Here is a 22821-nt window from a genome sequence, read left to right on the forward strand (position 1 = left end):
CACCGGGGAACTCCTGCGCGAGCTGACCATCGACCCCACCCGCGACTACCAACCCCAGGCAAACCCCAACACGACGAAACCCCCGAACCCGTAGGTTCGAGGGTTTCCGATGTCCTGAGACATCACACTGGAGCAGCTGACAGGAATCGAACCCGCGCTGTCAACTTGGGAACTGCATCGATCACGGCCCGCTGAGGTGCCGAGCTGGACGGGAGACCGGTCCTGAGTGACCGTGTTTGACCCCTCGTACCCCTCTTTATGGCCCGCTAATGGCCCGGCGATCAGCCCGCGATCCAGTGCCTCATGCGCGACGCCCGCACCTGTCCGCCTCATCGGACCGTCCCCAGCATGGGATCGTCAATGGCCACGATTACGGTCTGCAACTCACGGGCATCGCCCGCTCGGAGGTTGGATCCGTTGGTGACAGCGCCAGCTCAGGTAGGCCGAGATCGACGGAGCCTCTTGCGTTTGCTGCGCTTGTTGCGGATACTTCGCTTACAGTGGGGAAGGATAGACACATGGCAGGAACGCAGCTGGCAAGCTCGATCAAACCGGGCAGCCTTGACCAGGAGCAGTCAGAGCGGGCGCTGCATCGCATCAAGGAGTATCTGATGCGACATCCGGAGGAAAAGACCATCGAGGTTGCGGCAGAAGTGGTCGGCGACGACGCTTTGGTCCTCCCGCGCGAAGCCGTGTCGATGCTGGCCTACATTCTTGCTCAGGTCGCCGAAGGGCGAGGCGTGCAGGTGATGCCGTCGCACGCGGAGCTGACGACACAGCAGGCAGCAGCCATGCTGAACGTCTCGCGCCCGTATCTCATCGGTCTATTGGAGGCGGGCGCCATCCCGTACCGGCTGGTCGGCAGGCATCGACGAATCCGGCATGACGACCTCATGGAGTACAAGCGTCAGGACTCGGTCAAGCGCAGAGCAGCGGCCGACGAGCTGAGCGAACTGGGCCAGGAACTGGGACTGTAGTCATGCCTTTTGTCGTGATCTACGACGCCAACGCCCTATTCGGCAACACGCAAAGGGACCTGCTGATCCGGCGGCCGGTCGTGAGTGACCGTGGTTGACCCCTCGTTACCGCCCTTAATGGCCCGCTAATGGCCCGGAGATCAGCCCGCGACCTGGTGTTTCCCGGGTGACGCGCGCACCCCACCCGCCCGATCATCCCCGTCCTCCATCGACCGACCCGAAGGAAGCGGACCAGGGCCACGGGATATTGGCGCCCGAATGCACATCGTCCGCCAGCCATGTGGCACGTAACAGGGCAATTTCGCTTCTGCAAGGCCTTGCCCTTGCCTGCACTATAACGTTCGTGTTATGAACTGGGGAGAGGTGGAGCTGGAACCAGAGGTTGATGAGTGGTTTGACACGCTTGATCAGGAAGACCAGGAAACGGCGGCGTTCTACATCGACCTACTGGCCGCTCGTGGCGTCCTGCTCGACGAGCCCTACACTCGTCAGCTCCGCGGCAAACTACGGGAGCTGCGGTTTCACCTCCACCGAGAGGCAGTGCGGATCACCTACTGGATCGCTCCGGGGAGACGGATCATCATGCTGACGGTGTTCCGCAAGCAGCGAATGCACGAGACTGCCGAGATCGATCGTGCGTGGCGGGCCATACAGCGGTGTATCACTGAGGCGCACACCACTGATGAGGAGTGAGCGGAGTGAGCGAGCGCAGGACTTGGGCCGACAAGAAGTCCGAAATACTGAGTCGCCCCGGTGCCGGAGCGGCCTACGAGGCAGCAAAGATCCGGTTCGAACTGGGCGAGGCTGTGAGGCTGCGGCGTGAGCAACTAGGGCTGACCCAAACTGAACTGGCGGAGCGCACTGGGCTGAAACAGCCGGCCGTAGCACGGTTCGAGGCAGGGGGGACCATGCCGACCATCCCCATGTTGGAGCGCCTGGCAGACGCTCTAGAGATGCGGCTCAGCGTCCAGTTCCAACCGCTGCGCGAGGCTGGCTGATCTCGCTCGAAAGCAGTGTCGGCAGTCACAGCCCGACCGCCGACACTGCGTCGTTAGTTGCGACGGAAGATCGAGAACAGCTCTTGAAACGATCAAAGCCAGGCCGGGAACCATTCCCTCACCTGGTTTTTCTTAGTGAGAGCGGGTGACGGGAATCGAACCCGCGCTGTCAGCTTGGGAACTGCAGGAATCTTGCCTCGTGGGGGCGTTGACCTGGGTCTAAGGCCGGTCGTGAGTGACCGTGGTTGCCCCCTCGTAACCGCCCTTAATGGCCCGCTAATGGCCCGGAGATCAGCCCGCGACCTGGTGTTTCCCGCGCGACGCGCGCCCTGCCCGCCTGATCATCCCGTCTGCCATCGACCCGCCCGAAGGGGAAGCCGGGCCAGTCTTTCGCATCAGGTCAACCGTGTAGCTCGGTGTCACGATATCCCCTTTCCTCACGCGGCAGTGATAGCCCGAAACTCCACTGGCGCCGAGACGTCACCGTGCATCACCACATCGATCTCCAACGCCGCTGCCAACCGCACCATCAGTGGAATCGTCGGCATGTGCGCTCCACCCTCCAAGCGGGAGACTTGCGGCTGCGTCATGCCCGCCCGCTCGGCCAGTTCCGTCTGCGACAGGCCCAACTCGATCCGGCGGTGGTAAACAGCCGCGCCGAGTTCCTGCCCCAGCCGTGCCTCCTCCACCATCGCGGCGTACTCGGGATTCACTTCCTCCCCGGCAAGCCGCTTGGCCTTGATCGTCTTCCACTTGCTATGCCCGACCATCCCTCAGCTCCTTCCCCCATAGATCCGATGCGCGACCCCATGCTCCAAGCCGCCGGCCATGCAATCAACCATCGCCTTGCGGGCGCGCTCCACATCGCGCGGCTGCCTATCTCGCGTCTTGTAGAAGACGGTCAGCAACACCGCCCGGCGACCCTCGTCCAGCCAGTAGGTGAGGCGCACCGAGTGGTGTGCGATATCGAAGCGCAACTCCCACAACCCGTCACCCAAGTCGCGCGCATGACCGTATGTCCTGTCTCGCTTGATGGTTGACACACTGGCCTCGCTTGATGCTTGACACCTTGATCGTTATCTGTGCCTGCTCGTGGCGTTATCGACGCTTCGGGGGAGGCTCAGGTGGCATTGGTGGAGTTGAGCGTCGTGGAGCAGCGCTATCACGCGGTGATCGAGGTGTTGTCCGGAGCGAAGGTCACCGACGTGGCCGGACGGTATGGAGTGTCGCGGCAGTCGGTGCACTCCTGGGTGCGCCGGTATCGAGACGGCGGCCTGGCCGCGCTGGCCGACCGCTCGCATGCGCCGAAGGCCCATCCCATGCAGACCCCGGCCGCTGTGGAGGCGTTGATCTGCGAGCTGCGGCGGGCCCATCCGCGGTGGGGGCCGCGCACGCTGTTGTGGGAGCTGGGGCGACGTGGGGTGGAGCCGTTGCCGTCGCGGGCCAGCATCTACCGGGTGCTGGTGCGCAACGGCCTCGTCGACCCTGTGGCGCGGCGGCGCAGGCGCGAGGATTACCGGCGCTGGGAGCGTCCGGGGCCGATGCAGTTGTGGCAGATGGACATCATGGGCGGGCTGCTGCTGGCCGATGGCAGCGAGGCCAAGCTGATCACCGGGGTGGACGATCATTCCCGGTTCTGTGTGATCGCCTCGGTGGTGGCCCGGCCGACCGGGCGGATGGTGTGCGCGGCGTTCGCCGAGGCGATGCGCGCCTACGGGGTGCCACTGGAGGTGCTGACCGACAACGGCAAGCAGTTCACCGGCCGGTTCGGCGGGCCGAAGGCGGGTGAGGTGCTGTTCGAGCGGGTCTGCCGGGAGAACGGCATCAAACTGCGTCACACCGCGCCCAGGACCCCGACCACCACCGGGCAAGATCGAGCGTTTCCATCAAAGCGTGCGCCGCGAACTACTGGAGCAGGCGCTGCCCTTTGCCTCGATCGAGGCCGCCCAGGCCGAGATGGACGCCTTCGCCGAGCATTACAACACCGCCCGCCCGCATCAGGCGCTGGACATGGCCTTCCCCGCCGACCGGTTCTTCACCGAGCGCAGCGACGACCAGCGCCGGGCCGACGGGGAACTGCCACTGCACCTGCCCGCCGGCCTGACCACGGTGACCGATTCCGCTCCTGAAGCCGCTCCGGCGCCCGCGGATCTTTCGGTTCCGGTCGGCAACAACTGCGATCAGCCCGAACGGCCCGAGCCCGTCCTGACGAGCACGGTCGATCCGCTGTCGCGCCAGGCGATCGAGGTCGATCGGATCGTGCCCGCCTCGGGCAACCTGTCGATCGGCGGCCAGCAGCTCTGGCTCGGCCCCGATCGGGCGGGCCTGCCGATCACCGTGTGGATCAGCACCCAGCGGCTGCACGTGTTCACCACCGGCGGCGGCCGGCTCAAGAGCGTGGCCTCCCGGCTGACCGTCAAGGACCTGGCCGCGCTGCTCGCCTCGGGCCAAGCCCGCCCGGCACCGGACGAGCCCGTCCCCGAACCGCCGATCGAGGCGAGCGCCGTCGAGGTCGACCGGCAGGTCAGCTCGATCGGCACGATCAGCCTGGCCAGTCGGGCCTTGTGCATCGGCGCTCACCTGGCCGGCCGACGCGTCATTGTGCGCCTGGACGGCATCACCGCCCGCGTCATGGACGAGGATCGCCTGCTGCTGCGCGCCGTGCCCTGCCCGCTCCCGCTCGCCGAGTGCGTCACCCTGCGCAACGCCCGCCCCGCCGGGCCACCGCCCGGCGCTCCGACCGAGCCCGTCACCGTTCAACGGGTGGTCTGCAGCCGCGGCCACTTCCAGGTCGTCGGGCAGAAGATCCAGGTCGGCCGGGTCCACGCCCGCAAGATCCTCGACGTGACCGTGGACGACACCCACATCACCATCCGCGACAACGGCGAACCCATCCGCGTCGTGCCCCGGACCACCACCCAGGAGGTCACCCGGATCAAGTCCCAGGCGCATACTAAGAAGCGAAAGATCGGCTAGGAGTGTCAAGCATCATCCGATGCCAAAGCGTCAAGCATCAAGTGAGACCAGACATCCGGTCGAACACCACGGCCTTGCGGGTCTCGGCGATGAGTTCCACGAGGTCGGCTACGAGCTTGGGGCTTGCGGCGATCGTCGCATGGGCGGTCATGCTGTGCGGGCTGCCGTCGAGATCGACCACCGCTGCTCCGGCCTCTCGGGCGATGATGACCCCTGCTGCGGTATCCCACGGGTTGTTGCTGAGCATGATGTTGGCGTCGATCCTGCCGTCCGCCACCCACGCGAGATCGATCGCGGCTGAGCCGAACATTCGGAGGCGCTGGACGCGAGCAGCGAGTTCTTGGGTTAGAGCAAGCCGCGGCCGGTTCCGCTCATCGGCATTCTCCCCTACGGCATAGTCACCGATCGCCACGATCGCACTCTGCAACTCGCGGGCCTCACTCACCTGGATGACAGATCCGTTGGCGGAAGCGCCAACATTCTCGGCCGCCGAATAGCGGAGACCGAGGAACGGCAGATCAATGACGCCGAGAGTGGGCGTGTCCTTTTCAATCAGGCCCAGGGAGACGCCGCAGAGCGGGATGCCGTGCAGGAAGTTGGCTGTTCCGTCCACGGGGTCCAGCGCCCACATCAGGCCGCCGCCCGAGTGGATGACGCCTTCTTCTTCGCCAAGAAATCCGATCTCTGGCGTCTCGCGGGCCAGAAACTCCCGTACGGCATGCTCGACGGCGTAATCCACCTCGGTAGCCATATCCCGGTCCCCCTTGGCGGTGATGACGCCAGGAGCCTTGGTTCGGATGATGTCGCTGGCGATCGAGACGGCTCGTTCGGCGATGGGGAGAAGAGTTCGGGCGTCGATGGTCATACGGGTTTGCTCCGCTCCCACATATCCCTGAACACCTGGTCGAAGATGGGGAACAGCCCCTCTGCGGCGGTGTTGTCCGTCATCACAAAGGTAGGTGAATCCACTCCGCGTACCCGCGGTAGGTACGGCTGGACCACACACAACGCCCGGTCCACGATGATCAGATTGAATCGGATCGTCTCGTCGTAGACGTGGAGTTCAAGGCGCTGGGCCGACGTGGTGTCGAGCCGATCGCGCAGCGGCCAAGGGCGGTCCGATACGCCGCAGCGGCTTCAACACCCGCACACGATGGGTGGACGTCGTCTCGGAGATGGGCCTGTCAGGGCTCCACTCCCACGATCTGAGGCACACGGGCAACATGCTGGCCGCCGAGTCCGGCGCGGGCCTGAAGGACCTCATGGCTCGCATGGGACACGACAACGTACGGGCAGCCATGATCTACCAGCACGCAGTCAGGGGAGCCGACGAGGCGATCACCAACGCCATCGAGCGGCAACTCGGGGCACGTGACGATGACGACGACGAGGGCACGACGGGCGCGCTGGTCCCGGCAGGGTGATCAGGAGCTAATGGCCCGTTAATGGCCCGCGAAGATCGAAGAACTCCGGAAACAATCAAGGCCCGGGTCGGGATTCATGTCCCTACCTGGGCCTCAGCATGAGAGCGGGTGACGGGAATCGAACCCGCGCTGTCAGCTTGGGAAGCTGATGTTCTGCCATTGAACTACACCCGCGTGCGACTCGAAGTCGCGTCCCCCACACTGTAGCGGAAACTTGGCCCACATCAGCAATCCCGAGGTCCCAGAGTTCCCGTGCTGACGGTAGGTTGCTCTCCGTGTTGCTATCTGATCGGGACATCCTCGCCGAGATCGACTCCGGGCGGCTCGCGCTCGATCCGTTCCATCCGGAGATGATTCAGCCGTCCAGTATCGACGTGCGGCTCGATCGGTTCTTCCGGGTGTTTGAGAACCATCGCTACCCGCACATCGATCCCTCGGTGGAGCAGCCGGATCTGACGCGGATGGTCGAGCCTGCCGGGGAGGACCCGTTCATCCTGCATCCAGGGGAGTTCGTGCTGGCGTCCACCTATGAGGTGATCACGCTGCCGGACGATCTCGCCTCGCGGCTGGAGGGGAAGAGTTCGCTGGGGCGGCTGGGGTTGTTGACGCACTCCACGGCGGGGTTCATCGATCCGGGGTTCAGCGGGCACGTCACGTTGGAGTTGTCCAACGTGGCGACGTTGCCGATCAAGCTCTGGCCGGGGATGAAGATCGGGCAGTTGTGTGTGTTCCGGCTCAGTTCGCCGGCTGAGCATCCGTATGGGTCCGACAAGTACGGGTCGCGGTATCAGGGGCAGCGTGGGCCCACGCCGTCTCGGTCGTTCAGGAACTTTCACCGGACCAAGATCTGAGTGATGTGATTCGCAACCCCGGGGGGCTTTGTGGGGTTTCTCCCGGGGTGGGGGTCCATCGTGGCGGTGGCTTTCCCGGGGGCGGGGGCTCACCATGGCGGCGACTTCTCGGGGGGCGAGGGTCCCCAAAAGCGGTGGTTCCCCCAAAAGCGGTGGTTCCCCCGGGGGCGGGGTCCACCCAGGCGGTGGCTTCCCTGGGCCGGGTGGAGGTGGGTGGCCTTGACCTCGGGGGTGGTCAGGCGGGTGGGTGGGGATGGTGGCTTGGCCCTGCGGTGGGGGGCGGTGGCCTGCGCGTCGGGGGTCGTAGGTAAAAATGCGGTGGGTTGTGTGGCGGGCGCTGGGGTGCGCGGTGGTGGATTTGGGGGCGATTACCTCGGTTGATTACTCAGCGTTATTAGGGGCAATGCCGAGGGGCGGGTACGGGAAGTACGGCCAGGTCGGGGATTCTGGAGAAAATGGGGGGCACCATACACCTAGCTGCGGTGTCGTATGACATACGTAGGGTAGCCAGAAGGAGAAGAAGACATGAAGTTCGCATTTCTCCTGGTAACCCGTACCCTCTTGCACGGACCATCCCCGCACATCTGGAGAACGACGTGCGCCTGCGTCTCACGCCACGTGAGGACAGCTACTACGACCTGTTCGCCGACTCCGCGAACAACCTGGTCACGGCATCCCGCCTGCTGGTAGAGATCATCAGCGAGGGATCGGACAGGGATGCCCTGGCCGAGAAAATGCGCGCTTGCGAGCACGCCGGTGATGAACGTACCCATGCGATCATGAACCGGCTCAATGAGAGCTTCATCACTCCGTTCGACCGCGAGGACATCTACCGGCTGGCCTCCAACCTCGACGACGTGATGGACGCCATGGAGGCGGCTTCCGACCTCATCGTTCTGTACCAGATCGACCACCTGCCCAAGGACGTCGTACGGCAGGTCGAAGTGCTGGAGCGGGCCGCCGAGCTGACCGCGGAGGCCATGCCGCGGCTACGGTCGATGAAGAACCTCAACGAATACTGGATCGAGGTCAACCGCCTGGAGAACCAGGGTGACCAGGTCTACCGGAGGCTGCTGGCCAAGCTGTTCAGCGGCGAGTACGACGCCCTCACGGTGATGAAGATGAAGGAGGTCGTCGACGCGCTGGAAGAGGCGGCCGACGCCTTCGAGCACGTGGCCAACACCGTCGAGTCCATCGCGGTCAAGGAAAGCTAGGACCTCGTGGACCTCACGCTCGGCCTCGTCATCGGCGTGGTCGTCATCGCCCTGGCGTTCGACTACACCAACGGGTTCCACGACGCCGCGAACGCCATCGCCACCTCCGTCTCGACTCGGGCGCTCACTCCCAGGGCCGCGTTGTTCATGGCCGCGGCCATGAACTTCATCGGCGCCCACCTGGGCACCCAGGTGGCGGAGACGGTGGGCAAAGGGATCGTCGACGCTCCGGACGGGTCACACGGCCTGGTCGTCGTGGCCGCGGCGCTCATCGGCGCGATCGCCTGGAACCTGATCACCTGGTATTTCGGCCTTCCCTCCTCCTCCAGCCACGCGCTCATCGGCGGGCTCGTGGGCTCGGCGCTGGCCTCGGCGAGCATCGTGCACTGGGACGGGGTCATCGCGAAGGTCGTCATCCCGATGGTGCTGTCGCCGCTGATCGGATTCACGCTGGCCGCCGTGATCATGATCGCAATCTACTGGATCTTTCGCAACAGCCAGCCGGGCAGGACCAGCCGGGGCTTCCGCTACGCGCAGACCGTCTCCGCCGCGGCGATGGCGCTCGGGCACGGGCTGCAGGACGCGCAGAAGACCATGGGGGTCATCTTCCTGGCACTCGTGGTCGGCGGGTTCGCCAAGCCGGGCGACGGCATCCCGCAGTGGGTCATCCTGGCCGCCGCCGGGGCGATCTCGCTCGGGACGTACTCGGGTGGCTGGCGGATCATGCGTACGCTCGGGCGGCGCATCATCGCGCTCGACCCGCCGCAGGGGTTCGCCGCGGAGTCGGCGGCGGCGACCGTGCTGTACGCGGCGGCCATCCAGTTCGGGGCACCGATCTCCACGACGCACACGATCACCTCGGCGATCATGGGCGTGGGGGCCACCAAGCGGCTCAGCGCCGTTCGGTGGGGGGTCGCGGGGAACATCGTGACCGCCTGGATCCTCACCATTCCGGCGGCCGCATTCGTGGCCGCCGTCTTCTACTTCATCCTCCACTGGCTCGTGGAGTAGCCCATCCTCGAACGCTTCACTCCCCCGTTGGGGCGTACATCACGTCCACGTCCCAGCGGTTGAAGCCGAGGGACTCATACAGTCTGATCGCCGCCGTGTTGGCCTCGTCCACGTACAGCATCGCCTGGGCGAGGCCGCGTGCGCGCAGGTGGGCCAGGCCGGCCAGGGTCAGTGCCTTGCCCAGGCCGGTGCCCTGCTGGGAGGGGTCCACGCCGACGACGTACACCTCCCCCAGGGGCTCGTGGCCGTGGTCGGAGGAGCCGTGGATCTTCGTCCAGTGGAAGCCGGCGAGCTTCTCGCCGCGGAAGGCCAGGAAGAAGCCCTCGGCGTCGAACCAGGGCTCCTCCTCGCGCCGGAGCAGGTCCTCCATCGTCCAGGCGCCCTGCTCCGGGTGGTGGGCGAAGGCCGCGGCGTTGACCTTGAGCCACGCCTCCTCGTCCCGGCCGGGCAGGAAGGCGCGCAGCCGCACCCCTGGCGGCAGGACGAACGGCGCCAGCGGGGCGAACAGGGAGCGGCGCATCTGCCAGAGCGAGCGCACCCGTTCGAAGCCGAACCTGGCCGCGAGCACGCCCGCGCCCGTGTGATCGCCGTGGGCCCACAGACGCGGCCTGCCGCCGGCCAGGTCCATGACCGATCTCAGGAGGTGGGTGCCGTGGCCCTGGCGGCGGTGGGAGGGGTGGATGACGAGCTCGACGCTCGGCCCCTCGACCTCGTCGGTGGGGTCGACATGGGCGTATCCGGCTAGATTTACGCCGGAATACAGCAGCAGCGAGCGAGCCTGCGCGTCGCCGCCGTAGCGGAGGTGTAGCATCACGTGCTCGTTGAGCGGGCGGACGCCGTCAGCCTCCGTCGCCGCCTCGACCAGCTCAAGCACGTCGGCGATCTCCTGGTCATCAAGCCGTTCTCGAACCTTCACGCGCACACTCACAGAACGAACTCTAGGCGTATGACTGGCAAATAACGCCATGTGACTGCCCGGCAAATCGTTACCTTTGCGACATTGGTTGCATGGCTTACCGCCGTAACGTCTCCGCCATGACGTCTCGTTCCATTGTCCGGCTGACTCTGGCCGGAGCAGTAGCCGCGGGTGCGGTCATGCTCGCCACCCTCCCCGCGGACGCCAGCAAGGCTGCCCCGAAGACGGTTCCCGTCCGGCTGCTCGCGCTCAACGACTTCCACGGCAACCTCGAGCCCCCGACCGGATCTTCCGGCCGCATGGTGGACGAGCACGGCAACACCGTCGACGCCGGCGGGGCCGCCTACGTGGCCGCGCACATGAAGGCGCTGACCGACCGGAACACCATCGCCGTGGCCCAGGGCGACCTCATCGGGGCGACGCCGCTGATCTCGGCCGCGTACCACGACGAGCCGTCGGTCGAGTTCATGGGCAAGCTGGGGCTCAAGGTGGCCGCGGTGGGCAACCACGAGTTCGACGAGGGCTATTCCGAGCTGCGGCGGATCATGAAGGGCGGCTGCCACCCGGTGGACGGGTGCTCGCCCGCGGGTCCGTGGAAGGGCGCGAAGTTCGACTATGTCGGGGCGAACGTGCTCTTCAAGAACCCGGACGAGCGCACCGACGCGCTCGCCGCGCTCGGGCAGGACAAGCTCGGACAGGACAAGAAGGTCAAGAAGCTCCTGTCCGACTGGGGCGTGCCCGCGCTGCCGCCGGTCTCCATCAAGTGGATGAACGGGATGCCGATCGGGTTCATCGGGCTCGTCACGCAGACCACGCCGAGCATCGTCACGGGCGAGGGGATCAAGGACCTCAAGTTCGTGGACGAGGTCAAGGCCGCGAACGTCGCCTCCAAGCTGCTCAAGCTGCTGGGGGTGCGGGCGCAGGTCGTGCTGGTGCACGAGGGTGACCAGGCCCCCGCCAACCAGTCGCCGGACGCCTGCGGCGCGACCCCGGGGGCGGGCAACCGCATCGCCACCCAGGTGGACCCCGAGGTCGACATCGTGCTGAGCGGGCACTCGCACCAGGCGTACGTGTGCACGGTCAAGGATCCGGCGGGTCACGATCGCCTGTTCTCGCAGGGTGGCTCGTTCGGGCGGGTCATCACGCAGGTGGACATGAAGGTGAACGTCAAGTCGCGGGACATCGACCGCGCCTCGGTGGTGGCGGACAACCAGGTGGTGACCAGGACGGTAACCCCGGATCCCGAAATTTCGGCGTTCGTACAGACGTGGAAGGACCGCGTCGCGTCCGTCGCCAACAAGCAGGTCGGCACGATCAGCGCCGACATCACTAACGCGGCCGCGCCGTCCGGCGAGTCGCCGCTGGGTGACCTCATCGCCGACGCCCAGCTCGCCGCCACGAAGGCCGGGGGCAACGCCCAGATCGCACTGATGAACCCGGGCGGGATCCGGGCCACGCTGACGTACGCGGGGTCCCCGGCCGGGGAGGGCGACGGCGTCGTCACGTACGGGGAGGCGTTCACCGTGCAGCCGTTCAACAACCTCATGCAGGTCGTCACGCTGACCGGCGCGCAGCTCAAGACGGTGCTGGAGCAGCAGTTCACCGGCGGGCCGAACAACCAGACGTTCACCAAGATCCTGCAGCCCTCGGCGAACTTCACCTACACCTACAACCGCGGCGCCGCCTGGGGCTCCAAGGTGTCGGACATGAAGATCGACGGGGCGCCGGTGACGGACACCCAGTCCATCCGGGTCGCGGCGAACAACTTCCTGGTCGGCGGCGGCGACGCCTTCCTCGCCTTCCAGGACGGCACGGAGCTGTGGAGCGGCCCGCTGGACATCGACGCCTTCGTCGACCACCTCGGCAAGAACACCCCGATCGCCCCGCCCGCCACCAACCGCATCACCGCCGTCGGCTGACCCAAACATCCATCTCGTACGGCGGGGCCAACATCACACCAACCACCGCACAGGGCTGAGGACCCTCCAGGGAGACGCTCTCTGACCCTGTGCGGGGCTGGCCGCCGTAACGGCGAAACGTTCACCGGCGGGCGGCCCCACCCGCCACAGCGCTTCCCACACACCCGAACCCGCCCGTCTCAATGCTTCCAGGCCAGCCACTTGCGTTCGATTTCCGTTTGTAGGTCCACCCCGTGGTGGTGGGCCATGAGGACCACGTGGCACAGCACGTCGGCCAGCTCCGCTCGGAAGTTGGTGTCCAGCTCGGCCGCCGAATGGCCCTTGGTGCGGGCTCGGCCGCTGCGCATCAGGAACGCCTGGGTCAGCTCGCCCATCTCCTCCTGGAGCTTGAGCAGGAACCAGGTGTCGTCGCGTTCGATGCCCAGCTTCGCCGCGTAGCGGCTGGAGATGGATTCGATCTCGAGGGCAAGCCGGCGTAGATCCATGCGAGCAGCATAGGAATCCCCACCGACGATTCTCGTCGCCGAAGGCACATCATCCGTCACCCAACGCAACGATCACGCGCGGCGGGATGACCCACCAGGAGACGCGGGCACCGTCATGCGGCAGTCGGGTTGCGTGGGTCGCGGTCAGGCGGGAGTGGGGACCTGCGGGAGCGGTAGGTGCGGTAGAGGTCCCAGGTGGCGGCCGACAGGGCGATGAAGATCGAGACGAGCACCACCGACAGCCCGTGCCGGAACGCCGTGTCCCAGCCCTCCCCCAGTGAGCCGAAGAACGTCGAGCCCGCCGCCGCGATCCCGATGGCCGACCCCAGCCGCTGCCCGGTCTGCAGCACCCCCGCCGCGCTCCCCCCGCCCTCGGGCGGCACCTCGGACAGGGTGATCGCCTGGTTGGGGGAGATCACCAGGCCGCTGCCCACCCCCGCCACCAGCAGCGGCAGCGCGGTCGCCAGCCCCACCCCGTATCCGGGCACCAGGGCGGTGGCCCACATCGTCGCCGCGAGCCCCACGATCACCGTGGTCAGCCCGAACGCCACCAACCACCGCCCCATCCGCGCCACCAGTCGCCCGCCGATCATGGCGGCCGTGGCCGAGCCGAGCGCGAACGGCGTGATCGAGAGCCCGGCCAACAGCGGGCTGTATCCGACCCCGCTCTGCAGGTAGAGCGTGAAGATGAAGAAGATCCCCGTGAACCCGGAGAAGTAGAAGAACGCGATGGCCGTCCCCAGCCGGTACGAGCGCTTGCCGAACAGCGCCAGGTCGACCAGCGGGTCCCGCCCGTAGAACCGCTCCCACGCCACGAACCCGGCCAGCACCACCAGCGCGCCGGGAACGAGCAACCACTTGCCCGCCCCCTCCCACTGGTTCCGCTGGATGAACGGCAGCAGCAGACTGGCCACCCCCACGCCCAGCAGCACCACGCCCAGCGGGTCCATGCTCGGGTGCCGTTGGCGCACGGCCTGCGGCGCCGGCAGCAGCTTCCGGGCCAGCGGCAGCAGCACCAGCCCGATCGGCACGTTCACCAGGAACACAAATCGCCACCCGTGATCGGCGCCGAACGCGGTGACCAGCGTCCCGCCGAGCAACGGCCCGGCGGCCGTGGACACGCCGATGGTGGCCCCGAGGGCGCCGAACGCCCGGCCCCGCTCGTATCCCTGGAACATCTGCTGGATCAGCCCCGAGACCTGGGGATTCAGCATCCCGGCCGCCAAGCCCTGCACGAGCCTGGCCACGATCAGCACGTGGATCGACGGGGCGAGCCCGCACGCGGCGCTGGAGAGCGTGAAAAGCGTCACTCCCCACATGAAGACCGTCCGCCGGCTCCGCGCGTCCCCCAGCCGCCCGGCCGGGATCAGCAGGAGTCCGAACGTGAGCGCGTACCCGGACACGGTCCACTGCAGCCCGTCGTCCGACGCGCCCAGGGCGGAGCGGATCGACGGCAGGGCCACGTTGACGATGCTCACGTCCAGCCCCGTCATGAACGCCGCCGTCAGGCACACGGCCAGTGCGCGCTTCCGCGTGTCCACCTTGGACGCCCCCGTCACGGCAACCTCTCCGTCTCTCCTCCTCACCGCACCACGGCAGCAGAAGACGGTACGACTACCGCATGGCGCTCATGATGCCCACCAAGTCATGAAATATAAGCCTCTAATCATTTCTTTGCCCCAGTGGCCCCCACCATTCCGCCTCCACCCCCCAGGGTTCACTTCATCACTAAACAGCCCAACAGTGCAGTAAATGTTCTTGTCTGCACCAAATCCGGGTAACGTCCCTGCATGGACACGATGGCCGTCGAACAGAACGGCATTAACGCCGTCCCCGCCGCCGAGCGGCGCGGGCGGCCGAGCGATCTCTTCTGGCCCTGGGCGGGCGCCAACCTGTCGCTGTTCGGGGTCGCGTTCGGCGTGTACATCGTCGGGCTCGGGCTGGGCGTGGTGCCGGCGATCATCGTCGGGATCATCGGGTACGTGCTGTCGTTCCTGCTGGTCGGGCTGGTCGCGATCGGCGGCGCCAGGTCCGGGGTGCCGACGATGACGCTGGGGCGGGCGCCGTTCGGGTACCAGGGCAACAAGCTGCCCGCCGCCTTCTCCTACATCTCCAACGTCGGCTGGGAGATCGTGCTGGTCACGCTCTCCGCGCAGAGCGGGGCCGCCATCCTCGGCCGGATCGCGCCGGGCATCCCGGCCACCACGGCCACCGCCGTCTGTTTCGCCGTCGCGGCGGTGGTGGTGATCACGATCGGTGTGTACGGGCACGCGATGATCATGGTGGTGCAGCGGTACCTGACGTACGCGTTCGTCGTGCTCACCGTCGTCTACATGATCCTCATGGCGCCGAGGCTCGGCGGGGACCTGGAGACCACGGCTGGGCCCGGTGGCTGGGTGGGCGGGGTGATCTTCGCCATGACCCTGCTCGGGCTCGGCTGGGTCAACTGCGGGGCCGACTACTCCCGATACCTGCCGGCCGGGTCGCGCGGACGGTCCGTGGCGTGGTGGACGACGCTCGGGGGCGCGCTGCCGCCGATCGTCCTGCTCGTGTTCGGGGTGCTGCTGGCGGGCGGGGATCCGGAACTGGCCGGCGCGGCGGCGGGTGATCCGGTGGCGGCGCTGGCCGGGGCGTTGCCGACGTGGTTCCTGCTGCCATACCTGCTGACCGCCATCGGCGGGTTCCTGGCCGGGGCGATCATGGACATCTACTCGTCGGGGCTGTCGATGCTGGCGCTCGGCGTGCCGGTCAGGCGGCACTACGCGGTGCTGATCGACGGCGTGCTCATGGTGCTGGGCGGCTACTACCTGCTGTTCGTCTCCACCAGCTTCCTCGCCACCTTCCAGGCGTTCCTGGCGATCGTCGGCGTGGTGATGGCGGCCTGGGTCGCGATCTTCCTGGTGGACATGTGGCGGTTGCGGGCCGACGGCCGGTCCTACGACGAGCGCCTGCTCCGGCCGGGTGGACCCGCCCTCCACTGGCCGGGGCTGGTGTCGCTGGTGGTGGCCTCGATCGTGGGACTCGGACTGATCACCTCGGCCGACGCCAACATCGCCAAGGTCCTCGGCTTCCTGATGAGCGACGAACTGGCGGACGGCACGTTCGGGGCCGCGAACATCGGGGTGGTGGTCGCCCTCGTACTGGCAGGTGCCCTGTACTTCGCCCTCACCACCTTCACCCGCCGCCGACCCACCACCCACTGACCCTCACGCCGCTTACCCGCATTCACGCATCCAGGACCCGCGCTGGAGGCAGAGCACGTCACCGCGGCCTTCGTGGCCCTCCGGGTAACGCCGGAGGCGGGTCACGGGCCGGGATGGAAGTGAGGGCGCCAACGCACGTCACCCGTTGCCGGCCCGACAGCCGCCACACGTCCACCCACCACCGAACCGGCACCCGTCAACCACCCGACCCTCTGTCCTCCGGGGTGTCTCGCGTGTCGGCGTGCCGTTTGTTACTGTTCGTGATTGATGCTGGACATTCCGTTGCGGCTGTTGCGGTGGGCGGTGCACGTGACCACCTGCGGGCTGCTGGTGATCGCCGTGATCGCCGTGCTGGGCGAGGACCGCGTGGCCGAGGCCGTGGGTGGGCTGGCGCTCGGGCTGGTCTACGCCGTGGGCCCGGCGATCAGGTGGCCGTGGGTCCGAGGCGCCTGGCTGGTCGCCGTGACGGACGGATGGATGGCGCTGGCCATGGTGGCGCCGCCGTTCGTGTGGCTGGCCTTGCCGTTGTTGTTCGTCTACCTGGATCTGTTGCCGTTGTGGCTGGCGATGTTCGGGGTGACCGTGCTGACGTCGGCGGCGATCCTTGCGGCGGCCTGGCACGCGGGCGGGGTGTCGGTGCCGCTGGTGGTGGGGCCCGGTGTCGGAGCCGTGGTGATGACGCTGCTGGCGCTGGTCTGCAAGTCGCTGAGCGCCGCGGGACACTCCGACAGACAACCCAGCCAAGCGGTCGACGCGTAGCCCATCCCCCGAGGCAAAGGCAGGAAGTCCCCGGGGGCAAGAAAGGCCCCCGGGCGGGGGCACGGTCCTCGTCGGTCAGGCTGTCACGATGGCGAAGTCGGGTCGTGGGCGGTCGAGCAGGGCGATCAGCCGTTGCAGGGCCGCCGTGCTCCCCACCCGTTCCACCCCCTCCACGCCCTTGCCCGCCAGCAGCCCGATGAGCTGGGCCTTCGTCAGTTTCAGGGTCAGGTCCGCGCTCTCGTCCAGCGGGTTCATCTGGTGGATCAGCGCGCCGTTGGACAGCGTCGTACGGTGCCGCTCCCGCAGGTCGGTCACGTACCAGTCGATGGACAGCCGGTCATGCCAGGCGCGCGGCCCGTCGAGACGGATGGCGATCGAGTCGAAGATCTGCTCCACGGTCAGCGCGGCGAGGAAGTCGGGCGGGGCGGCGTCCGCGGCCACCGGCACGATGCCGTCGGCCAGTTCCAGGGCGCCCATGAGGTAGAAGTTGCGCCAGGTGCCGTTCTCGGCGCCGTGGCCGAGGCGGGTGTAGACCTCGGCGAGCAGGTCGCGTGCCTCCTTGTTTCCCTCGTCGGCGAAGACGGCGTGGTTGAGCAGTTGGGCGGCGAAGCGCAGGTCGTTCTCGTCGATGTAGCGCCGGGCGAACGCCACCACCGCCGCTCCCCCGCCCAGGCACTCCACGTAGCGGATCGCGCTCTCCCGCGGCGGGTGCTCCCACAGGTGGGCAGGGTTGCCGTCGAACCAGCCCAGGTAGCGCTGGTAGACGGCCTTGGCGTTGTGACCGGCCGAGCCGTGGTAGCCGCGCAGGTGCCAGCACCGCTCCAATTCGGGCGGAAGGCGTAGCGTCTCGGCGATCTCGGGGCCTGTCAGGCCCCTGTTGAGCAGGCGCAGGGTCTGGTCGTGCAGGTAGGCGTACAGGTCGCGGTGCTGGGTGAGGAAGCGCACGATGTGGTCGCGGCCCCACAGGGGCCAGTGGTGTGCGGCACAGGCCACGTCGGCGCGTCCGCCGAACAGCGCGACGGCCTCGGTCAGGTGGCGCACCCACGCGCGGGCGTCGCGGACGGATGCGCCGCCCAGCGGCAGGAGGCTGTGCTGGGCGCGGCCGGCGCTGTCTGCCAGGCACAGGGCGCGGCGGTCCGGGAAGAGCAGGCTGAGCTCCGCGAGGGCACCGCGGTGGAAGACGATCCGCACGCCGTCGATCCGCTCCTCCTGGCCGCTGGAGGTGACCTCGATGGTGGGCGGAATGAGCGACGTGGTTCCGGTGGAGGCGGCCAGGCCCAGGCCGCAGCCGAGTTGCCCCTCGGAGGAGCGCGACAGGGCAAGTCCGTACTGGTAGACGGAGCGGCGGGCCATGGCGGGGGCCGCGTAGAGGTGCTCCGCGACCGCGTGGTCCATGAAACCGGCGGCGGCCACGATCGGCACGCCGCCGTCGGTGACGCCGCGGGCGCCGCCGTAGTGGCCGGCGTTCGCGCTCGTGTAGACGACGCCGGTGATGGGGCGGTCGCCGCGGTGGGCGCGGTAGAGCTTGAACGCGGCGGCGGCGCACTCGGTGGAGAGCAGGGGGTCGAGCACGAGCACGCCGCGCTCGCCCTCGACCAGGGTCATATTCGCCAGGTCCAGGCCGCGTACCTGGTAGACGCCGTCGCAGACCTCGTACAGGCCGTGTCTGGCGGAAAGCTGGGCCTGCCGCCAGAGGCTGGGATGGGCCGTGTCGGGGCAGTCGTCCCGGAGGAATCCGTAGGAGTCATCCCAGACCACCCTGCCGTCGGCGGTCTTGATCACGGTCGGGTCGAGCTTCGCCAGGAAGCCGCGGTCCGCGTCCTCGAAGTCGCGCTTGTCGCCGAATGGAAGATCTGCCATGTCGAGCGGCATGCCCGGTATTCGACCCGCAAAGCCCAATAAAAGCCCCTTTTAGCATGAATCTCGGGCAATAGGGACAGACGCCAGAGCGCCGGCAGCCGGACCCGCTCGTCCGGAGCGTGGATGCGGTCGCCGGGCAGCGTCAAGCGGGCCGGTGAGTGGTCGGGTTTACTAAGGGACCATGCGAGCTTGTGTGTTCGACCTCGATGGTGTGCTGGTGGACTCCGAACCGGTCTGGGAGGAGGTGCGGCGGGCGTTCGTCGCCGAACACGGCGGGACCTGGCAGCCGGACACCCAGTCCAGGCTCATGGGCATGAGCACCGCGGAGTGGGCCGCGTACCTGCGTTCGCTGGGAGTGGGGATGCCGGCCGGCGAGATCGCCCGCGCCGTGGTGGAGCGGATGGCCGCCCGCTACCGTGCCGGGGTGCCGCTGATGCCGGGCGCGGTGGAGACGGTCAGGCGAATGTCCGGCCAGGTCACACTGGGTCTGGCCAGCTCGTCCCCCCGTACGCTGATCGACGCGGTGCTGGCCGAGGCTGAGCTGGTGGAGTGCTTCGCGGCCACCGTGTCCACCGAGGAGGTCCCGCGTGGCAAGCCCGCCCCCGACGGCTACCTGGAGGCGGCCCGGCGGCTGGCGGTCGATCCCGGCGAGTGCGTGGCGGTCGAGGACTCCAGCAACGGGTTGCGCTCCGCGCACGCGGCGGGCATGCGCGTGGTCGCCATCCCCCACCCGCGCTACCCTCCGGCCCCGGACGCCCTCGCCCTGGCCTGGCGAGTCGTTCCCGACCTCGACGCGCTTACCGTGGAGACCCTCTCGTGACATTGTGATGCCGGTGACTATGCTTACTGAATCGTGCGAGACATCACGGTATTCAGCGGCAGCGCCCACCCTTACCTGGCCGAGGAGATCTGCAAACACCTCGGCACACCTCTCCACCCAGTGCAGGTCAACCGCTTCGCCAACGACGTTCTCGAAGTCCAGCTCCAGGCCAACTGCCGGGAGCGCGACGTGTTCCTCATCCAGCCCTTGGTGCCGCCCGTGCAGGAGCACCTGGTCGAGCTGCTGCTGATGCTCGACGCGGCTCGCGGCGCGTCCGCCGCCCGCACGACCGTCGTGCTTCCGCACTACGCCTACGCACGGAGCGACAAAAAGGACGCTCCGCGCATCTCGATCGGCGGGCGGCTGGTCGCCGACCTGATGGTGGCCGCCGGCGCCAGCCGGGTGCTGGCGATGACGCTGCACTCACCGCAGGTGCACGGCTTCTTCAGCGTGCCGGTCGACCACCTGCACGCCCTGCGCGAGCTGGCCGCGCACTTCAACCGGTACGACCTGTCGAACACGGTCGTCGTCTCCCCCGACCTCGGCAACGCCAAGGAGGCCGCCCACTTCGCCCGCCTGCTCGGCACAGACGTCGCGATGGGCGCCAAGCAGCGCTTCGCGGATGACCGGGTGGTGATCAGCTCCGTGATCGGCGACGTGAAGGGCAAGGACGTGATCATCCTGGACGACGAGATCGCCAAGGGCAGCACGGTCCTGGAGCTGCTCGACCGGCTGAGCGAGCAGCAGGTCCGCTCGGTACGGGTGGCGTGCACGCACGGGCTGTTCGCGAGCGGGGCGATCGAGCGGTTGAGGGCGCGGCCCGAGGTCGAGGAGATCGTCTGCACCAACACCGTGCCGCCCCCCGCCCACGCCGATGACAAGCTCACCGTGCTGTCGATCGCGCCCGCCCTGGCCGAGGCCATGCGCCGCATCCACGACGGCGAGTCGGTGAGCGCCCTGTTCAGTACATCCTGACGATCTGCGCGGTGACCCGCCGCCCCTGGTGAGAGGCCAGGAACGTGATCACCTCGGCCACGTCCTCCGGCCGGCCCACGGATCGCAGGGGGGTGCTGGTGGTGGCCAGCTTCTCCACCTCATCGTTGATCCAGCCGGTGTCGGTGATGGGCGGGTGGATCATGTTGGCGGTGATGCCGTACCTGCCGAGTTCGTGCGCGGCGGACATCGTGTAGTTCTCCTGGGCCGCCTTGGCCGCGCCGTAGGACACCTCGGAGGGGAAGCCCTGCGGGCTGCCGGAGGTGAGGCCGATGATCCGGCCCCAGTCCGCGCCGCGCTCGATGTGCCTGTGCGCGAACTCGGAGATCAGCAGGGCGGGCGCCCGTACGTCCACCGCGAACAGCCGCTCGTGCGACTCGGCGTCCACGGGCCTGAGCGGGCGGCCGAAACCGTCGCGCTCCTGCGCGGCGAAGGTGTCGCTGAGCCAGCCGCTGGCATTGTTGACCAGGATCTGCACCGGGCCGAGCACCCGTTCCGCCTGGTCGAACAGATCCTGAGGGGTCGCCGGGTCGGCGAGGTCGGCCTCCACGGCCTCGGCTGTGCCGCCCGCCGCGCGGATGCGCCCCACCACGTCGCCCGCGTCCGCACCACGGGCCCGGTCGTATTCGGGCGTGTAGGCGGGTTCGTTCAGCGCGGGCAGGCGCTTGTAGGTCAAAAAGACCGCGACACCTTCGGCGGCCAGGGCCGTCGCGGCGGCCGCGCCTATGCCCTGGTTGGCGCCGGTGACCAGCGCGACTTTCCCTGTCAGGCGTGTATCGATCATAGTGGCCATCATGCACGCAGCGACGGAGCGCCTGCTAAGGCGATTTCTCGAAGGCGTCGAGCCGGCCGTTCCCCTGGTGGCGCTGTGGGCGCACGGCTCGCTCGGAGCCGGCGACTACCAGGAGGGCCGCAGCGACCTGGACCTCGTCGCGATCGTCGACTCGCCCGTGACGATGGAGCAGTGGCGCCGGATCAAGGCCCTGCACCGCTCGCTCGACCTGCCGCTGGCCGACCGGCTGCACTGCTCCTACATGGCCAGGCAGGAGCTGGCCGACCACGCGGTCGAGCATGTGACGTGGGCGCACCAGGAGATCTACCGCAGGACCGTCACCGCGATCACGCGGCGCGAGCTGCACGAGGCCGGACGGGTGCTGTTCGGGTCGCCGCCCGGCGGGCTGCTGCCGCCGGTGCCGGACGCGGAGCTGGCCGCGTTCGTCCGGGCGGACCTGCGTGACTTCTGGCTGGAGAAGACGCGCGGGCGGCGGCGGTGGCTGCGCGACGTGTGGGTGGACCTCGGCATGGTCACGGTCGCCAGGGCCACGGTGACGCTGCGGGAGGGGCGCCTGATCAGCAAGCGGGAGGCCCTCGACGTGCTGGCCGAGCTGGGCGCGCCGGAGAAGGTGGTGGCCGACGTGCGCGCCCGCCGGTACGGGACGCCGGCTCCGGTGCTGAGCAGGTTCAGGCGGGGGCGGCTGGCTCGGGCGTTCATCAGGTCGGCGATCAAGCAGGAGCTGGCCTGAGCCCGCGCGGATTCGTCTGCCGGGCCGTTTCGCCGGTCGGCCGTCTCACTAGGCAGAATGCCCGCGCGAGCGCGGATTGTGGGCGATAGTCTTGGCCCGAATTACCACCTGGAATCCGGGAAGGGCGGCAATGGGGGAAATCAGGCAGTCCTATCTGGTGGCGGCGACGTCGGCGGTCTCGCTTCTGCGCGATCCCGCGGTGGGCTCGGCCTGGCACAAGCCGAGCGCGCTCACGGAGTTCAGCGTCGCGGGGCTGGCGGGACACCTGGCTCATCAGCTCGTCAGAGTCGGTGACGTGCTCGCGTCCAATGGGGCCGAGCGCGCGCCGATCCGGCTCATCGAGCATTATTCGATGTCACCGTGGGTGCAGGCGGGGCTGGACCACGAGAGCAACGTGAGCGTCAGGCGCGGCGGCGAGGCGGCCGCCGCCGACGGGCCCGCGACCCTGGTCGAGAAGACGCAGTCCCTGCTCGACCAGCAGGCGGCCGGGCTGCCCGCGGAGCCCGCGGACCGGGTCGTGAACCTGCCGTGGACGGGCTGGTCGCTCCAGCTCGACGACTTCCTGCTCACCCGGCTGGTGGAGCTGGTGGTGCACTCCGACGACCTGGCCTCCAGCGTGGGCGTCGAGACCCCCGAGCTGCCCGCGTCGGTGATCGAGCCCGTGGTCGAGCTGCTGGCCCGCCTGGCCGTGCATCGGCACGGGCCGACGGCGGTCATCCGCACCCTGAGCCGCGCCGAACGCGCCCCGGCCACGATAAGCGCCTTCTAGTACTACTCCGCTAGATCGCGGTCTGGTCTCATAGATTCTCCTGCGGGAGCTCGCCGATGGGTGCCACGGTATGTGAATGCCTGAACGCGCTGAGTGTGTCGGGGCTGTGACCCGCGCGGACCT

General features: G+C 68.0%; 22 protein-coding genes, 1 tRNA gene and 1 pseudogene. 15 read left to right on the forward strand and 9 right to left on the reverse strand.

The window, feature by feature from the left end:
- Window positions 1-518: 518 nt before the first annotated feature.
- The 3 genes from ABGB18_RS48285 (at window position 519) to ABGB18_RS48295 (ending at window position 1975) form a co-directional block, all read left to right on the forward strand.
- Window positions 519-977: a helix-turn-helix domain-containing protein gene (locus ABGB18_RS48285; protein WP_347702462.1), complete on the forward strand. Its 459-nt coding sequence runs from the start codon at window positions 519-521 to the stop codon at window positions 975-977.
- Window positions 978-1325: 348 nt separating this feature from the next.
- Window positions 1326-1670, forward strand: a complete 345-nt coding sequence (locus ABGB18_RS48290) for a type II toxin-antitoxin system RelE/ParE family toxin (RefSeq protein WP_347702463.1) — start codon at window positions 1326-1328, stop codon at window positions 1668-1670.
- A gap of 5 nt (window positions 1671-1675) precedes the next feature.
- On the forward strand, window positions 1676-1975 hold the full coding sequence (locus tag ABGB18_RS48295) for a helix-turn-helix transcriptional regulator (protein ID WP_347702464.1): 300 nt from the start codon (window positions 1676-1678) through the stop codon (window positions 1973-1975).
- Window positions 1976-2412: 437 nt separating this feature from the next.
- On the opposite strand, the gene ABGB18_RS48300 is transcribed toward ABGB18_RS48295, so the two are convergent.
- Together ABGB18_RS48300 and ABGB18_RS48305 are read right to left on the reverse strand one after the other, a co-directional pair.
- Window positions 2413-2745, reverse strand: a complete 333-nt coding sequence (locus ABGB18_RS48300) for a helix-turn-helix transcriptional regulator (protein ID WP_347702465.1) — start codon at window positions 2743-2745, stop codon at window positions 2413-2415.
- 3 nt (window positions 2746-2748) lie between these two features.
- Window positions 2749-3018, reverse strand: a complete 270-nt coding sequence (locus ABGB18_RS48305) for a type II toxin-antitoxin system RelE/ParE family toxin (RefSeq protein ID WP_347702466.1) — start codon at window positions 3016-3018, stop codon at window positions 2749-2751.
- A 96-nt stretch (window positions 3019-3114) separates the two neighbouring features.
- Between ABGB18_RS48305 and ABGB18_RS48310 the strand changes: the two are divergent.
- Window positions 3115-4951 (forward strand): annotated as a pseudogene (locus ABGB18_RS48310) (IS481 family transposase).
- A 37-nt stretch (window positions 4952-4988) separates the two neighbouring features.
- On the opposite strand, the gene ABGB18_RS48315 reads toward ABGB18_RS48310, so the two are convergent.
- On the reverse strand, window positions 4989-5816 hold the full coding sequence (locus tag ABGB18_RS48315; RefSeq protein ID WP_347702467.1) for an inositol monophosphatase: 828 nt from the start codon (window positions 5814-5816) through the stop codon (window positions 4989-4991).
- A gap of 169 nt (window positions 5817-5985) precedes the next feature.
- Between ABGB18_RS48315 and ABGB18_RS48320 the strand changes: the two genes are divergently transcribed.
- Complete coding sequence (locus tag ABGB18_RS48320; RefSeq protein WP_347702482.1) at window positions 5986-6375, forward strand: tyrosine-type recombinase/integrase; 390 nt, start codon at window positions 5986-5988, stop codon at window positions 6373-6375.
- A 103-nt stretch (window positions 6376-6478) separates the two neighbouring features.
- Here ABGB18_RS48320 and ABGB18_RS48325 read toward each other — a convergent pair.
- A tRNA-Gly gene (locus tag ABGB18_RS48325) sits at window positions 6479-6549 on the reverse strand.
- Window positions 6550-6650: 101 nt separating this feature from the next.
- On the opposite strand from ABGB18_RS48325, the gene dcd reads away from it, so the two are divergent.
- From dcd to ABGB18_RS48340, 3 genes are all read left to right on the forward strand, one after another.
- Window positions 6651-7226: a dCTP deaminase gene (gene dcd, locus ABGB18_RS48330; RefSeq protein ID WP_347702483.1), complete on the forward strand. Its 576-nt coding sequence runs from the start codon at window positions 6651-6653 to the stop codon at window positions 7224-7226.
- A 596-nt stretch (window positions 7227-7822) separates the two neighbouring features.
- Window positions 7823-8440, forward strand: coding sequence for a DUF47 family protein (locus ABGB18_RS48335; RefSeq protein WP_347702468.1), 618 nt, complete (start codon window positions 7823-7825; stop codon window positions 8438-8440).
- A gap of 6 nt (window positions 8441-8446) precedes the next feature.
- Window positions 8447-9451: an inorganic phosphate transporter gene (locus tag ABGB18_RS48340; protein ID WP_347702469.1), complete on the forward strand. Its 1005-nt coding sequence runs from the start codon at window positions 8447-8449 to the stop codon at window positions 9449-9451.
- Window positions 9452-9467: 16 nt separating this feature from the next.
- Here ABGB18_RS48340 and mshD read toward each other — a convergent pair whose 3' ends face one another.
- Window positions 9468-10379, reverse strand: coding sequence for a mycothiol synthase (gene mshD / locus ABGB18_RS48345; protein ID WP_347702470.1), 912 nt, complete (start codon window positions 10377-10379; stop codon window positions 9468-9470).
- A gap of 107 nt (window positions 10380-10486) precedes the next feature.
- Between mshD and ABGB18_RS48350 the strand changes: the two genes are divergently transcribed.
- On the forward strand, window positions 10487-12286 hold the full coding sequence (locus tag ABGB18_RS48350; protein ID WP_347702471.1) for a bifunctional metallophosphatase/5'-nucleotidase: 1800 nt from the start codon (window positions 10487-10489) through the stop codon (window positions 12284-12286).
- A gap of 179 nt (window positions 12287-12465) precedes the next feature.
- Here the strand turns inward: ABGB18_RS48350 and ABGB18_RS48355 are convergent, their stop codons facing one another.
- The gene (locus ABGB18_RS48355) at window positions 12466-12771 is read right to left on the reverse strand and encodes a pyrophosphatase (RefSeq protein WP_347702472.1); all 306 of its coding nucleotides are present in this window, start codon (window positions 12769-12771) and stop codon (window positions 12466-12468) included.
- Between the two features lie 113 nt (window positions 12772-12884).
- Window positions 12885-14330, reverse strand: coding sequence for an MFS transporter (locus ABGB18_RS48360; protein ID WP_347702473.1), 1446 nt, complete (start codon window positions 14328-14330; stop codon window positions 12885-12887).
- A gap of 231 nt (window positions 14331-14561) precedes the next feature.
- On the opposite strand from ABGB18_RS48360, the gene ABGB18_RS48365 reads away from it, so the two are divergent.
- The gene (locus ABGB18_RS48365) at window positions 14562-15974 is read left to right on the forward strand and encodes a cytosine permease (RefSeq protein WP_347702474.1); all 1413 of its coding nucleotides are present in this window, start codon (window positions 14562-14564) and stop codon (window positions 15972-15974) included.
- A gap of 264 nt (window positions 15975-16238) precedes the next feature.
- A complete protein-coding gene (locus ABGB18_RS48370; protein WP_347702475.1) occupies window positions 16239-16733 on the forward strand; it encodes a hypothetical protein in 495 nt (164 codons plus the stop codon).
- 75 nt (window positions 16734-16808) lie between these two features.
- Here the strand turns inward: ABGB18_RS48370 and ABGB18_RS48375 are convergent, their stop codons facing one another.
- On the reverse strand, window positions 16809-18593 hold the full coding sequence (locus ABGB18_RS48375; RefSeq protein ID WP_347702476.1) for an alkyl sulfatase dimerization domain-containing protein: 1785 nt from the start codon (window positions 18591-18593) through the stop codon (window positions 16809-16811).
- A gap of 181 nt (window positions 18594-18774) precedes the next feature.
- On the opposite strand from ABGB18_RS48375, the gene ABGB18_RS48380 reads away from it, so the two are divergent.
- Both ABGB18_RS48380 and ABGB18_RS48385 read left to right on the forward strand, forming a co-directional pair.
- A complete protein-coding gene (locus tag ABGB18_RS48380) occupies window positions 18775-19413 on the forward strand; it encodes an HAD family phosphatase (RefSeq protein ID WP_347702477.1) in 639 nt (212 codons plus the stop codon).
- 33 nt (window positions 19414-19446) lie between these two features.
- The gene (locus tag ABGB18_RS48385; protein WP_347702478.1) at window positions 19447-20388 is read left to right on the forward strand and encodes a ribose-phosphate pyrophosphokinase; all 942 of its coding nucleotides are present in this window, start codon (window positions 19447-19449) and stop codon (window positions 20386-20388) included.
- Here ABGB18_RS48385 and ABGB18_RS48390 read toward each other — a convergent pair.
- Entirely contained in the window at window positions 20375-21190 is an 816-nt protein-coding gene (locus ABGB18_RS48390; protein WP_347702479.1) for an SDR family oxidoreductase, read from the reverse strand. The two genes, ABGB18_RS48385 and ABGB18_RS48390, sit on opposite strands and share 14 nt — an antisense overlap.
- Window positions 21191-21200: 10 nt before the next feature.
- On the opposite strand from ABGB18_RS48390, the gene ABGB18_RS48395 reads away from it, so the two are divergent.
- Window positions 21201-21929 (forward strand): nucleotidyltransferase domain-containing protein, encoded by a 729-nt coding sequence (locus tag ABGB18_RS48395; RefSeq protein ID WP_347702480.1) that lies wholly within the window; start codon window positions 21201-21203, stop codon window positions 21927-21929.
- A gap of 130 nt (window positions 21930-22059) precedes the next feature.
- Window positions 22060-22698 (forward strand): maleylpyruvate isomerase N-terminal domain-containing protein, encoded by a 639-nt coding sequence (locus tag ABGB18_RS48400; protein ID WP_347702481.1) that lies wholly within the window; start codon window positions 22060-22062, stop codon window positions 22696-22698.
- Window positions 22699-22821 lie beyond the last annotated feature (123 nt).

Origin of the sequence: Nonomuraea sp. B12E4 (genome assembly GCF_039871825.1) — a bacterium.
Taxonomy (GTDB): domain Bacteria; phylum Actinomycetota; class Actinomycetes; order Streptosporangiales; family Streptosporangiaceae; genus Nonomuraea.